13 protein-coding genes are annotated in these 13,058 nt (G+C 50.2%); 4 read left to right on the top strand and 9 right to left on the bottom strand.

Annotated elements, in window-relative coordinates; genetic code table 11:
* Window positions 1-54 precede the first annotated feature (54 nt).
* A complete protein-coding gene (locus HMPREF2661_RS08690) occupies window positions 55-681 on the bottom strand; it encodes a PAQR family membrane homeostasis protein TrhA (protein ID WP_049322741.1) in 627 nt (208 codons plus the stop codon).
* Between the two features lie 197 nt (window positions 682-878).
* Here HMPREF2661_RS08690 and cysD point away from each other — a divergent pair, with 197 nt between their 5' ends.
* Window positions 879-1,811 (top strand): sulfate adenylyltransferase subunit CysD, encoded by a 933-nt coding sequence (gene cysD, locus HMPREF2661_RS08685; RefSeq protein WP_283123639.1) that lies wholly within the window; start codon window positions 879-881, stop codon window positions 1,809-1,811.
* 231 nt (window positions 1,812-2,042) lie between these two features.
* Complete coding sequence (locus HMPREF2661_RS08680; RefSeq protein WP_049322739.1) at window positions 2,043-2,606, top strand: RBBP9/YdeN family alpha/beta hydrolase; 564 nt, start codon at window positions 2,043-2,045, stop codon at window positions 2,604-2,606.
* A 122-nt stretch (window positions 2,607-2,728) separates the two neighbouring features.
* On the opposite strand, the gene pyrC is transcribed toward HMPREF2661_RS08680, so the two are convergent.
* From pyrC to HMPREF2661_RS08665, 3 genes are all read right to left on the bottom strand, one after another.
* Window positions 2,729-3,763 (bottom strand): dihydroorotase, encoded by a 1,035-nt coding sequence (pyrC, locus tag HMPREF2661_RS08675; protein ID WP_049322738.1) that lies wholly within the window; start codon window positions 3,761-3,763, stop codon window positions 2,729-2,731.
* 96 nt (window positions 3,764-3,859) lie between these two features.
* Window positions 3,860-4,453, bottom strand: coding sequence for an NMCC_0638 family (lipo)protein (locus tag HMPREF2661_RS08670; RefSeq protein ID WP_049322737.1), 594 nt, complete (start codon window positions 4,451-4,453; stop codon window positions 3,860-3,862).
* A 12-nt stretch (window positions 4,454-4,465) separates the two neighbouring features.
* On the bottom strand, window positions 4,466-4,690 hold the full coding sequence (locus HMPREF2661_RS08665) for a sulfurtransferase TusA family protein (RefSeq protein WP_070823391.1): 225 nt from the start codon (window positions 4,688-4,690) through the stop codon (window positions 4,466-4,468).
* A 109-nt stretch (window positions 4,691-4,799) separates the two neighbouring features.
* Between HMPREF2661_RS08665 and HMPREF2661_RS08660 the strand changes: the two genes are divergently transcribed.
* Window positions 4,800-5,411 (top strand): CNP1-like family protein, encoded by a 612-nt coding sequence (locus tag HMPREF2661_RS08660; protein WP_036491852.1) that lies wholly within the window; start codon window positions 4,800-4,802, stop codon window positions 5,409-5,411.
* Window positions 5,412-5,473: 62 nt separating this feature from the next.
* Here HMPREF2661_RS08660 and HMPREF2661_RS08655 read toward each other — a convergent pair whose 3' ends face one another.
* Window positions 5,474-6,589: a porin gene (locus tag HMPREF2661_RS08655; protein ID WP_049322736.1), complete on the bottom strand. Its 1,116-nt coding sequence runs from the start codon at window positions 6,587-6,589 to the stop codon at window positions 5,474-5,476.
* 388 nt (window positions 6,590-6,977) lie between these two features.
* Between HMPREF2661_RS08655 and HMPREF2661_RS08650 the strand changes: the two genes are divergently transcribed.
* Window positions 6,978-7,724 (top strand): carbonic anhydrase, encoded by a 747-nt coding sequence (locus HMPREF2661_RS08650; RefSeq protein WP_070823387.1) that lies wholly within the window; start codon window positions 6,978-6,980, stop codon window positions 7,722-7,724.
* Window positions 7,725-7,786: 62 nt separating this feature from the next.
* On the opposite strand, the gene HMPREF2661_RS08645 is transcribed toward HMPREF2661_RS08650, so the two are convergent.
* The 4 genes from HMPREF2661_RS08645 to HMPREF2661_RS08630 form a co-directional block, all read right to left on the bottom strand.
* Window positions 7,787-9,421: a CTP synthase gene (locus tag HMPREF2661_RS08645; RefSeq protein WP_049322734.1), complete on the bottom strand. Its 1,635-nt coding sequence runs from the start codon at window positions 9,419-9,421 to the stop codon at window positions 7,787-7,789.
* A gap of 124 nt (window positions 9,422-9,545) precedes the next feature.
* Window positions 9,546-11,201: an AMP-binding protein gene (locus tag HMPREF2661_RS08640; protein WP_049322733.1), complete on the bottom strand. Its 1,656-nt coding sequence runs from the start codon at window positions 11,199-11,201 to the stop codon at window positions 9,546-9,548.
* Between the two features lie 93 nt (window positions 11,202-11,294).
* Window positions 11,295-12,398 (bottom strand): tRNA 2-thiouridine(34) synthase MnmA, encoded by a 1,104-nt coding sequence (mnmA, locus tag HMPREF2661_RS08635; protein ID WP_049322732.1) that lies wholly within the window; start codon window positions 12,396-12,398, stop codon window positions 11,295-11,297.
* Between the two features lie 126 nt (window positions 12,399-12,524).
* Entirely contained in the window at window positions 12,525-13,001 is a 477-nt protein-coding gene (locus tag HMPREF2661_RS08630; protein ID WP_004519448.1) for a copper chaperone PCu(A)C, read from the bottom strand.
* Window positions 13,002-13,058 lie beyond the last annotated feature (57 nt).

The raw sequence follows: 13,058 nt of genomic DNA, 5'->3' as shown, positions 1-13,058 counted from the left end.
GTGGAATTTAGGGCTAATCTACGTCAGCCCCTTTTTATTTCAGGCCGTCTGAAACTACAATACATAAAAATAAATGCTGATAAATTGCGTCAAACTACCTGCCAAGACAAACAAGTGCCAGATACCGTGGCCGTGGCGGATTTTCGTATCGTTGATAAACCAATAAATCCCCGAGCTATACAATACACCGCCCAACACCAGCCAAAATAATCCACCGGCCGAAAGCGACTGTATCAGCGGCCATACCGCCACTACAATCAGCCAGCCCATCAACACATAAATCACCATCGACAACAACCGCTTCTCGCTTTTACGCCCAATCGTCAGCTCCTGAATAATGCCCAGCAAAGCCAGTCCCCACGACACGCCGAAAAGCGACCAACCCCAACCGCCCTGCAGGGTAATCAGCGTAAACGGCGTATAGCTGCCTGCAATCAAAAGATAAATCATGCAATGATCGACCTTTTGCAAAATCGCCTTGGCCTTCGGCTGCGGAATACTGTGGTATAAGGTTGAGCCCAAATACAGAAGCAGCAGGCAGACTCCATAAGTCAGTGCACCGGCAATCCGATAGCCGTCCGCCGATTCCACCGCTTTCACCAGCATCAGCACCAAGGCCGCCACTGCCAACAAGAAACCGGCCAAATGGCTGTACGCATTAAATCTCTCGCCGTGATACATAAACCATTCTCATTTCTAAAAAACCAAAGTGTACGCGAAGACAGGCGCTTCGTCAGAGAAATCGGGTTAAAAATAAGTTAAAGCGCAAAGGCCGTCTGAAAACACACTCGGGCAATATAACAAAAACATCTTTGCAACAAACAAACCATTCTTTCCCTTTTTCAGACGGCCTCACTAAAGTATCGGCTATCGCCAAGATTGCAAAGAGAGAGAAAATGTCCATCCAAAACCACCACCTCGACTGGCTCGAAGCCGAGTCCATCTACATCATCCGCGAAGTGATTGCCAACGCCCAAAACCCGGCCCTGCTGTTTTCTGGCGGCAAAGACTCCGTCGTCTTGCTGGCGCTTGCCGTCAAAGCCTTCCAAATCGAAGGCCGCCCGCTGAAACTGCCGTTCAAACTCCTGCACGTCGATACCGGCCACAACTACCCCGAAGTCATCCGGTTCCGCGACGACACGGTCGCACGCACCGGCGTACAACTTGTGATCGGCAGCGTAGAAGAATCCATCCGCAAAGGCAGCGTCGTCTTGCGCCGAGAAACCGATTCGCGCAACGCCGCCCAAGCCGTTACACTGGTTGAAACCATCGAAGAACAAGGCTTTGATGCACTGATGGGCGGCGCACGCCGCGATGAAGAAAAAGCGCGCGCCAAAGAACGCATCTTCTCTTTCCGCGACGAGTTCGGCCAATGGGATCCCAAAAACCAACGTCCTGAATTATGGTCGCTCTACAACACGCGCCTGTTCCAAGGCGAAAACATGCGCGTGTTCCCGATTTCCAACTGGACGGAATTGGACATCTGGCAATACATCGCACGCGAAAAACTCGCCCTGCCACCGATTTATTACACCCACAAACGCGAAGTTGTCGAACGAAACGGCCTGCTCGTTCCCGTTACCCCGTTGACCCCCAAACGCGAAGGCGAAATTGCCCAAATCCGCGATGTCCGCTTCCGCACCGTCGGCGATATTTCCTGTACCTGCCCTGTTGCCAGTACCGCCGCCACACCCGAAGACATCATTGCCGAAACCGCCGCCGCAACTATTTCCGAACGCAGTGCCACACGCATGGACGACCGCGTATCGGAAGCGGCAATGGAAGAGCGCAAAAAACAAGGCTATTTCTAAACCGTTTTTCAGACGGCCCCTATATATTTCAAACCCGAACAACACGGCAACGCCATCTGCTCCTGTCGTGTTGTTCGCTTTATTATTCTTGCAAATATCATTTAACAACAAAAACTTAATCAATAATCCTTACAAAGCGACAAACAATAAAACATAAACAAACATGGTATAATAAACGCTTACAGGCAGAGATTTAGACAAAAGTCTCAGGCCGTCTGAAGGAGGAAAAACATGAATCGACGCGTTTATATCGTACATGGCTTTGAAGGCAACCCGCACGGCAACTGGTTTGACTGGCTTTGCGCCCAAATCAAAAGCACCGGCGCACAAGCAATCTCCCTCGCCATGCCCAATCCCGACAAACCAAGCACGACCGCGTGGCAGTTTACCCTTGACCAGCACATCGGCAAGCCCGATGCCCATACCTTCCTAGTCGGTCACAGCCTCGGTTGCATTACCCTCCTTCACTTCCTCAGCCGCCAACAGCCGCAAAAAATCGGCGGCCTGCTGCTTGCCGCCGGTTTTGCCGATACGCTGCCGCCCCTACCTGCGCTCGATGCCTACATTAAAGCAGCATCCCCCGATTTCGACATCCTGCGCAAAATCGACATGCCCAAACACTGCCTGGTTTCCGACAACGACACCCATGTTCCGCCCGAGCTGACTTTAGACATGGCGGCCAAGCTCAAAAGCCCTGTTACCCATATTCCCGAAGGCGGCCATTTGATGGCTTCGGACGGCTTTACCCAACTGCCGCAGGCTTGGGAAGCGCTGAAACCCATGTTGACCGAATAAATCCAGTTTTTCAGACGGCCTTGTCTGCCTTTCCTCCCCATAACAGGCCGTCTGAACGACCATAAAAAACAACCTGCCTTTTCAAGCAGGTTGTTTCTTTTTATGCCTTATTGACGGCAAATTTAATATTGCACCGTCCATTCAATCTCGCCGCCGGCCCTCATCGGTACAAGCTCGCCATCGCCGTAAGGCACACTGGCAGGTACGGTTTGCGTTTGTTTGACCAAGGTAATGGTATCGGAATTTTCAGGCAGACCGTAGAAACGCGGGCCGTTTTGAGAAGCAAAGGCTTCCAGTTTATCCAACGCGCCTGCTTTCTCAAACACTTCGGCATAAAGCTCGATGGCGGTCATCGCGCTGAACATACCGGCACAACCGCAAGCATTTTCTTTGGCAGTTTTGGCATGTGGCGCAGAGTCCGTGCCGAGGAAGAATTTGTGCGCCTTATCGCCGGTAACGGCGGCAACCAAAGCCTGACGGTGGGTTTCTCGTTTGAGTACGGGCAGGCAGAAATGATGAGGGCGCACGCCGCCGACCAAAAGGTCGTTGCGGTTAAGCAGCAAGTGTTGCGGCGTCACGGACGCAGCCACATTATCGCCGGCTTCCAATACCAGTCGGGCTGCCTCGGCAGTGGTGATGTGTTCGAACACGACTTTAAGATTCGGCACTTGCGCCAAAACCGGCTTCATCACGCGCTCGATAAAGGCGGCTTCGCGGTCGAAAATATCGATTTCAGGGTCGGTAACTTCGCCGTGAACGAGGAACAAAATGCCCTGTTTCGCCATTTCTTCCAACACGGGGATGAGTTTGAACAAGTCGGTCACGCCGGAATCGGAGTTGGTGGTCGCGCCCGCAGGATAGAGTTTGAAAGCCACAATACCGGCAGCCTTGGCTTCGCGCACGAGTTCGGGAGTGGCGTTGTCGGTCAAGTAAAGTGTCATCAACGGCTGGAAGGTGCTGCCTTCAGGCAGGGCGGCCATAATGCGCGCTTTGTAGGCTTGGGCATCGGCAACGCTGACGACGGGCGGTTTGAGGTTGGGCATAATAACCGCGCGGCCCATTTGTCGGGCGGTGTACGGGGCAACGGCTTTGAGCGCGTCGCCGTCGCGCAGGTGTAAGTGCATATCGTCGGGGCGGATGATGGTCAGGGTTTGCATAGCTTACTTTCGAGTGGTTTGGTTTGATAATGTTTCAGACGGCCTTTATTCGGCGGAATGGTTTGTATTGATTTGATGTTTCAATCGTCAACCAGCCTAAGGCAAAACGGCGGCCTTATTGTCGTAAGAATGATGGGTCAAATAAAAAACAGCCTGTACCGGAAAATGCTCGGACGACGTTGTTTTAACGGTCAGCAAGGTTTCTTTCGGACTGCCGGACGCGCGCCATGCGTAGGAAATCTGACGCATAGGCAACGGGGCTTCCGACAAATTATCAGCACGCAATTCAGCGTTCAAACCTTGCGGCGGATTTTCTGCCAAAGCCAAAAATTGTTTGAAAATCAGATGGTCGTTGGCTTTGGCCGTGCGCACGCTGCAACTGTCTTCGGTCAGGCTCAAATAATAATCTGCGCCGTTTACCGTTTTCTTCCAAATGCTTAATGCCTCCAAATCCATCATTCCGGCAGGCAAATCGGCAATATCTTTTTTCGACAATAAAACCAGTTTGTTGGCATTGGCAAACTCGCTGACAAGGGCGGCATCGCCGTCTGCGGCCACACAGCTTTGGCGGAATAAGTCGGTCACATTTTGAGCATAATCGGCAGCGTTCTGCAGCGAAACACTTTCATTGCCGCATGCACTCAGGCAAACAGCCGATACAGCGGCAGACAACGCGACGGCTTTAGACATTTCAGACGGCCTTTATTTGTGCTTCAACACCAGCTTGAACACGCCGTCGGCCTCGCTCGATTCCAACAAAACATGTCCGGTCTGACGGCAAAACGCTTCAAAATCGCCGGGCACGCCGCCATCGGTGGCCAATACGGTCAGCACTTCGCCCTCCTGCATTTGCGCCAAAGCCTTCTTGGCACGCAAAATCGGCAGCGGGCATTTCAAACCGATGACATCCAGAGTTTGTGTATTCATGATGAAAACTCGTCATATTAATCAGAATTAACGTCAATTATACCGCACTTACTTGCACCCCACCCTGCAAGCCCATAAAATAAAGCCGTTTTTCACTTTGGAGCTGTCTATGCGCCGTTTTGCCCTTCTCGCTCTCAGCCTTGCCGCGACTCAAGCATTTGCTTTGGGTTTCAGCCAAAAAGATACGCTGACCAACACGCGTTATCAGGAAAGCCCTGAAGAAGTTGCCGCACGCGAATTTAAAGAACACAAAGCCGAGTTGCCGCCCCTGCCCGATACCCAATCGGGCGATTGGTTCGACCTCTATGTCAACGAAACCTACGGCAAGCAGCCCAAAATCCTGCTCAGCAGCCTGCAAATCATGCCTGCGCCGGACAACAGTATCCGCTACGTATTGAACGTTCGCTCCGACAAAGGCTACGACAACCTCTCCGTCGAAGGCCTCTATTGCGCCCGCACATCCTTTACTTACAGCAACGACAAGCGTTCGTCTTACAAAGTATTCGCTTATGGCGATACAGTAAACCGCCGCTGGATCGAGCCGCGCAAAGGCGATTGGAAGCTGATCGGCAATGCGTTCAGCCGCAACGATGCCCTGCACACCGCTCTGTATCAGGCATTCTGTGTCGACGGTATGCCGACAACGGTCGAAGGTTTGGTACAACGTTTGAAAGAACGCGGCGGCCGTCACGGTACAACGCTGAGCAACCACGACAAATAAACCGCTTTAATCAAGAAAAAGGCCGTCTGAAATTTCAGACGGCCTTGTTTTTGTAAAACGGCTTAGAATTTGTGATACAGGCCCACAGAAGCGGCTTTTTGTTCAATGCCACCTTTGTTGGCTGCAGTCAGGCGGGTTTTGTTGCCAACTTTCAGATACGCCAGTTGGGCGACTACGCCGGTGCGTTTGCTGAAGGTGTATTGACCGCCGACAACGACTTGGTCGAATTTATCCACCAATTTTTCGCCGCTGTTCACGCCCTTGGCAGGCCAGCCATGTGCGTAAGTAATGCGTGGGGTTACGTTGCCGAATTTGTAACCGACAGTTACCGCTGCATCAACCACTTTCACGGCTTCCTCTTTGCCTGTGTCGGCAGTGATGTCACTACCCTTGTACTGATTAAAACCATCGGTGAAATAACCTAAATAATCGTTGGCTATCTCATGGCCTTTGGCATATTGTACGCCGCCACCGACAAAGAGATTGTCTTTATCGTAATAAGTTTCGACTTTGGCGATTTGCGCCGCTTTGACTTTGCCTGATTTGTCGGTGTACGCGCCGTTGTAGTGGCCGTAAGCCGCATTGGCGGCAAAGCCGTTTTTAGAGAAGCTCACGCCGCCGGTGTATTGGTCTTTGGCCGGTTTAGTGTGCGTGTATTTGTCTGAAGGATTGCGGTTGTCGCGCGGTGCGTAAGACACGTTGAATTTGAATCCGCCGAAATCCGGGCTGTCGTAGCGTACGGCGGCGTTGCGGTTGCCGGTACGGGTAAAGATGCCCAAGCCTGCGGCATTGGTTTTGTACATCCATGGATCGATGGTGTCCATTTCGTTCAGCATATTGCTGAGTTTACCGGCGCGAATCTTACCGAAGTTACCTTGCAAACCGATGAAGGAATCACGAGTGGCAAAACCTTGAGAACCGCCGGTAATGGCTGTTTTTTGTTCAACTTGCCAAATGGCTTTCAAATCGCCGCCCAAGTTCTCGCTGCCTTTGAAACCGATGCGGGAGGTATTGTCATTGATGCTGGTTGCGGTGGAGCTGGTTTCAGAACCTGCATCACCTTTGATTTTGACCTGACCGACGGTCACGCTGCTTTTGATTTGACCATACAGAATCACTTCTGCAGATGCAGCCAGCGGCAAACCGGCAATAACCAAAGCGATAATCGATTTTTTCATTATTCTCTCCAAAACAAAGTTAAAATCTCGTGAAAACACGTTCAACAATATTAATGTTTTCCAACGCTACAAACAACTACTTTCATCTTGAGAAACACTTTTATTCATTAGAGTTTAGACTTTTTACAACATAATTAAATAAAACAGGCCGTCTGAAAGAAATTTCAGACGGCCTCCCTTATTCAAAGTGACGACAAAGACAATCAACCCTCTTATTGCAATCATTTAATCAAAAATGATTGCTTGATAAATGTTTGCCATATATCAACCCAACATTCTCCGATTGCCATTATCATTAACTTTCCTCTTATGAAGAAGTTTTTTTATATCAATAATTTATTTGATATGAATTTTTCCTTTTACCTAATGTGAATAAACAGGAGCCCTTATGTTGAAAAAACATCTCTTTTTATCTTTGCTAATGACTGTCTCCGCTGCAACAGTATCCGCCGAAACCCATCATGCACACTGGTCTTACACGGGTGAAAACGATGCTGCACACTGGGGCGATTTGAGCGAAGATTTTGCCGTCTGCAAAACAGGTAAACAGCAATCTCCAGTGGACTTCTCCGCAACAAAAGCAGTAAAAGGCAAACAACCTGCATACCGTTACAACGTCGCCGACTACAAAGTAGAAAATAACGGCCATACCCTTCAAGCCACGCCGCAAGGCAAGGCCCAAACCATCGTGATTAACGGTAAAACCTATACCTTCAAACAATTCCACTTCCATACGCCGAGCGAACATACTTTCAAAGGCAAACATTTCCCAATGGAAGCGCATTTCGTCCATCAAGCCGAAGACGGTACTTTGGCGGTCATCGGCTCTGTATTTAAACCGGGCAAAAACAACCCTGCCTTGTCCGCGATTACTGCCAAAAAACTGAAAGCAGGCGAATCCGTAGATTTGAAAAACTTGAACATCCAAACCCTGCTGCCTAAAGATAGCAAGTCATTCCAACTAAAAGGCTCGCTAACAACGCCGCCTTGCAGCGAAAACGTGACTTGGGTTGTCTTAAAAACTCCGGTTCAAGCTGATGTGGCACAGTTTAAAGCCATGCGCGACATTATCGGCGGCGAAAACAACCGTCCCGTACAACCTTTGAACGACCGCGAAGTCAATGAAGACAAATAACTTCTAAGGCCGTCTGAAAACAAAAAAGCACCCGGAAACGGGTGCTTTTTCAATCACATCAATCAGGCTTTTTTGTTACCCAACGCGGCTTTCACAAACGCGGTAAACAAAGGGTGGCCTTTGCGCGGATTGGAAGTAAATTCCGGATGGAACTGACACGCGAAGAACCAAGGATGATTCGGCAATTCGATGGTTTCAACCAAACGCTCGCGGCCTGCGGATACGCCGCCGATGACCAAACCGGCTTTTTCCAACTGAGGAACATAGTTGTTGTTGACCTCGTAACGGTGGCGATGACGTTCGCGGATGTGTTCGCTGCCGTAGATTTTTGCGGCAAGGCTGCCCGGTTTGAGGTCAACTTCTTGAGCGCCCAAACGCATGGTGCCGCCCAAATCGGCAGATTCGTCACGGGTTTCTACGCTGCCGTCGGCAGTTTGCCATTCGTCAATCAGGGCAACGACAGGCGCGGCGCATTTCAAGTCAAACTCGGTAGAGTTCGCACCCTTCAAGCCTGCCACGTCGCGAGCGTACTCAATCAGGGCAATTTGCATGCCTAGGCAGATGCCCAAGTATGGTACGTTGTTTTCACGCGCATAGCGTACGGCGGCAATTTTGCCTTCTACGCCGCGTGAACCGAAGCCGCCCGGCACCAAAATCGCATCCATGTCTTTGAGCATGGAAACGTCGCTATTGCTCTTCTCGATGCTTTCGCTGTCGACAAAGGTAATTTGTACATCGGTTTCAGTATGAATACCGGCGTGTTTCAGGGCTTCGATCAGCGATTTGTAGGACTCGGTCAAATCAACGTATTTTCCGACCATTGCGATTTTGACGGTGTGTTTCGGATTTTGAATCGCGTGAACGATTTTCTTCCATTCGGTCAAATCGGCTTGTTTGACATTCAGTTGGAGCTGCTCGGTAATGATGTTGTCGATGCCTTGGTTGTGCAGCATTTCCGGGCATTCGTAAATGCTGTCCACATCGTAGCTGCCCACGATGGCGCGTTCTTCAACGTTACAGAACAGGGCAATCTTACGGCGCTCGTCCGCAGGCATTTCTCTGTCCATACGGCAGATCAGGATGTCCGGTTGCAAACCGATGCTCAACATTTCTTTAACGGTATGCTGGGTCGGCTTGGTTTTGATTTCGCCGGCGGCGGCAATGTAAGGAACATAGCTCAGGTGGGCAAACAATGTATTGTTGCGGCCGAGCTGGCTGCGCATTTGACGGATGGCTTCCAAGAAAGGCAACGATTCGATATCGCCGACTGTGCCGCCGATTTCGACAATCGCCACATCATAACCGGCCGCGCCTTCGTGGATGCGGCGTTTGATTTCATCGGTAATGTGCGGAATCACTTGTACGGTACCGCCCAAATAGTCGCCGCGACGCTCTTTGGCAATCACGTTTTCATAGACTTGGCCGGTACTGAAGCTGTTGCGGCGGGTCATGGTAGCGTTGATGAAACGCTCGTAGTGACCGAGGTCGAGGTCGGTTTCCGCGCCGTCATCGGTCACGAATACTTCGCCGTGTTGAAACGGGCTCATGGTACCCGGGTCAACGTTGATATACGGGTCGAGTTTAAGCATGGTCACGTTCAAGCCACGCGACTCGAGAATAGTAGCAATAGAAGCGGCGGCGATACCTTTACCCAAAGAAGATACAACGCCGCCGGTTACGAAAATAAATTTAGTCATGATGTGATACCCATGTTGGAATGTATGATTTTAACTTGAAGCAGCATATTCTGGCAAACGGCAAAAGCTTCAGGCCGTCTGAAAACAGCGTTTTCAGACGGCCTTATCATACTGATTCTATATATCAGCGCAGCTCACGGCGCAGGATTTTGCCGACGTTGGATTTTGGCAACTCGTCGCGGAATTCGATGTCTTTCGGCACTTTATACGCCGTCAGTTCTTTGCGGCAGAAATCGATCAGTTCTTCCTTGGTCAAAGACGGGTCTTTGCGTACGACGAAAACTTTAATCGCTTCGCCGGTTTTTTCGCTTGCCACGCCGATACAGGCGACTTCCAAGACTTTGTCGTTGCTGGCCACCACTTCTTCGATTTCGTTCGGATACACATTGAAACCGGATACCACAATCAAATCTTTTTTGCGGTCCACCAGCTTCAGCCAGCCTTTTTCATCCATCACGGCAATATCGCCGGTCTCCAAAAAGCCGCGTGCATCGATTGCTTTGGCGGTTTCTTCCGGACGGTTCCAATAGCCTTTCATCACTTGCGGGCCGCGCACCCACAATTCACCCGGCTGTCCGATAGGCACTTCTTTGCCGTCCGCATCGCGTAATTCGACTTCGGTCGAAGGAACCGGCAAACCGATACCGCCGCTGTAAGCCTCGATATTCAAAGGATTGCAACATACGCCCGGGCTGGCTTCGGTCAAACCGTAAGCTTCCACAATCGGCGTACCGGTGATTTTTTTCCATTTTTCCGCCACGGCTTTTTGCGTTGCCATACCGCCGCCCAAAGTCAGCTTCAAACGGGAAAAATCGACTTCGGCAAAATCCGGACGGTTGACCATCGCATTAAACAGGGTATTCACACCGATGAACACGCTGATCGGCTCTTTTTTCAATTCGCCGATAAACCCCTTCATGTCGCGCGGGTTGGTAATCAGGATGATTTTGGAACCGGTATTCGCAAAAATCATCAGGTTCACCGTCAAGGCAAAGATATGATAAAGCGGCAACGCGGCAATAACCGTTTCTTCGCCTTCGCGCAGGCTGTTTTTAATCCATTCTTTTGCCTGCAACATATTGGCGCAGATATTGCCGTGGCTGAGAACGGCGCCTTTCGCCAAACCGGTCGTGCCGCCTGTATATTGCAATAAGGCTGTGTCATCGCGCGTCAATTCGACTGGCTTGAACGTATTTGCCGCACCTTGCTTCAAGGCCGTCTGAAAAGTCACGGTATTGGGAATACGGTATTCCGGCACCATTTTTTTCACTTTGCGGATGACGAAGTTCATCAACGCGCCTTTAATCATACCGAACATTTCACCGACCGATGCGACAATCACATGTTTGATTTGTGTACGCGGCAACACCAGCTCCAGCGTATTGGCAAAGTTCTCCAACACGACAATCGTTGTCGCGCCACTGTCTTTCAACTGATGCTCCAACTCGCGCGGCGTATAAAGCGGATTGGTATTCACTGCCACCAAACCGGCCTGCAAAATACCGAAAAGCGCAATCGGATATTGCAAAACGTTCGGCATCATAATCGCCACGCGCTCACCGCGCGGCAGTTTCAATACGTTTTGCAGATAAGATGCAAAATCCGTTGCCAACTTGCCTACTTCGGCATAAGTCAGCGTTTTGCCCATGTTTTGAAAAGCCGGTTTATCCGCGAATTTTTCGACGCTTTGACGGAATACGTCGCTGATAGAGCTGTATTGCGTGATGTCGATTTCGGCATTGACGCCTTTTTCGTAGCTTTTGAGCCAGAGTTTTTCCATGTTGATTCAGTCTTTGTTTTAGTCGTTTTTAGAATGGAGGCCGTCTGAAAGGCTTGATTTAATCCGCCGCTTCGTTTTCAGACGGCCCTTGTGTTAAGCAGTAATAATAACAGGCTTGTCGGTGGACATGATGATACCGCCGCCCAAGCACACATCGCCGTCGTACAGTACCGCAGATTGGCCTGGGGTTACTGCCCACTGCGGCTCATCAAAGATAAGCTCAATGGTTTCATCATCCAAGTAACGCAACGTACAAGGCGCGTCAGCCATACGGTAGCGCGTTTTGCAGGTATAGCGGCCTTCTTTCGGACGTTCGGGCAATGTGAAGCTCAAATCGTTCATCATCAGGCTTTGCGTATAAAGCAAAGGATGGTCATGTCCTTGGACGACAATCAGTTCGTTTTTGGTCAAATCCTTGGCCGCAACAAACCATGGCTCGCCTGCACCGCCGATGCCCAAGCCTTTACGTTGGCCCAGCGTGTAAAACATCAAGCCGACGTGTTCGCCGACTACTTTGCCTTCAGGGGTCACCATTTTGCCATTATTGGTCGGCAGGTATTTTTGCAAAAACTCGCGGAACGGGCGTTCGCCGATAAAGCAGATGCCGGTACTGTCTTTTTTGGTTGCAGTCGGTAATTTGAATTCTTCGGCAAGACGGCGGACTTCAGGCTTCTCCAACTCACCCAATGGGAAAATCGCGCGCTCGAGTTGGAAAGGCTTGAGACGGTATAGGAAATAGCTTTGGTCTTTATTTTGATCCAAGCCTTTGAGCAGGTAATGCACGCCGTTGCGAACTTCTTTACGGGCATAGTGTCCGGTGGCAATGGTATCGGCGCCCTGCTCGATGGCGTAGTCCAAAAAGCATTTGAATTTGATTTCGGCATTACACAATACATCCGGATTCGGCGTGCGGCCTGCGCTGTATTCTTTGAGGAAATAGGCAAATACGTTGTCTTTGTATTGTGCGGCGAAATTGACGATGTCGATGTCGATGCCGATGATGTCGGCAACGGCAATGGCATCGAAGGAATCTTGTTTGATGCTGCAATATTCGTCGTTGTCGTCATCTTCCCAGTTCTGCATGAACACGCCGCTGATTTGATGGCCTTGCTGTTTGAGCAGGGCCGCGGTAACGGAGGAATCGACGCCGCCGGAAAGGCCGACGATGATGTTTGCTGGTGTGTTGTGAGTATTCATGAGCAGAATGTGGGTTTCAAATACATTTTTTAAAGCGTGATTTTAGCACATTTTGATTTGACGACAGAAAAGGCCGTCTGCAAGCCCAATGACTTTCAGACGGCCTTTATATGCAAATTCAAGCAATTAGTGCTGATGTGCGCCACCGTGTGCGCCGTGGTCGTGCTGCATTTCAGCTTTAGGCGCGGTTTTCACTTCCAGCTCGACAGTTTGAGGTTTGGCGTTTTTGAATTTCAGGGTTACAGGCACTTTTTCGCCTTCTTTCAATTGTTTTTTCAGACCCATGAACATAACGTGGTAGCTGCCCGGTTTCAGCTCGGTTACGCCTTTTGCAGCCAAAGGCACGCCGCCTTTAACTTCACGCATACGCATAACGCCGTTATCGTTAATATGGGTATGTACTTCAACGCGTTCTGCAACAGGGCTGCTGCCGCCTACCAAGAAGTCCTGTTTGGCTTCATCGTTTTGGATTTTCATGAATGCGCCACCCATTTTCATACCTTCGACAGTGGCACGCGCCCAACCGTCTTCAATATGGATACCGGCTGCAGATACGGAAGTTGCCAAGCCTGCCAGAATCAGGGTTGCCATTAATTTTTTCATGTTTTGCTCCTTGTGTTTGCCAAATGGCTGGGATATACAGCCTTCATCTTACAACCA

Origin of the sequence: Neisseria sp. HMSC061B04, from assembly GCF_001836705.1 — a bacterium.
Taxonomy (GTDB): Bacteria; Pseudomonadota; Gammaproteobacteria; order Burkholderiales; family Neisseriaceae; genus Neisseria.
Note: the sequence above shows the minus strand (reverse complement) of the source record. Positions and strands in the feature narration are given on the sequence as shown.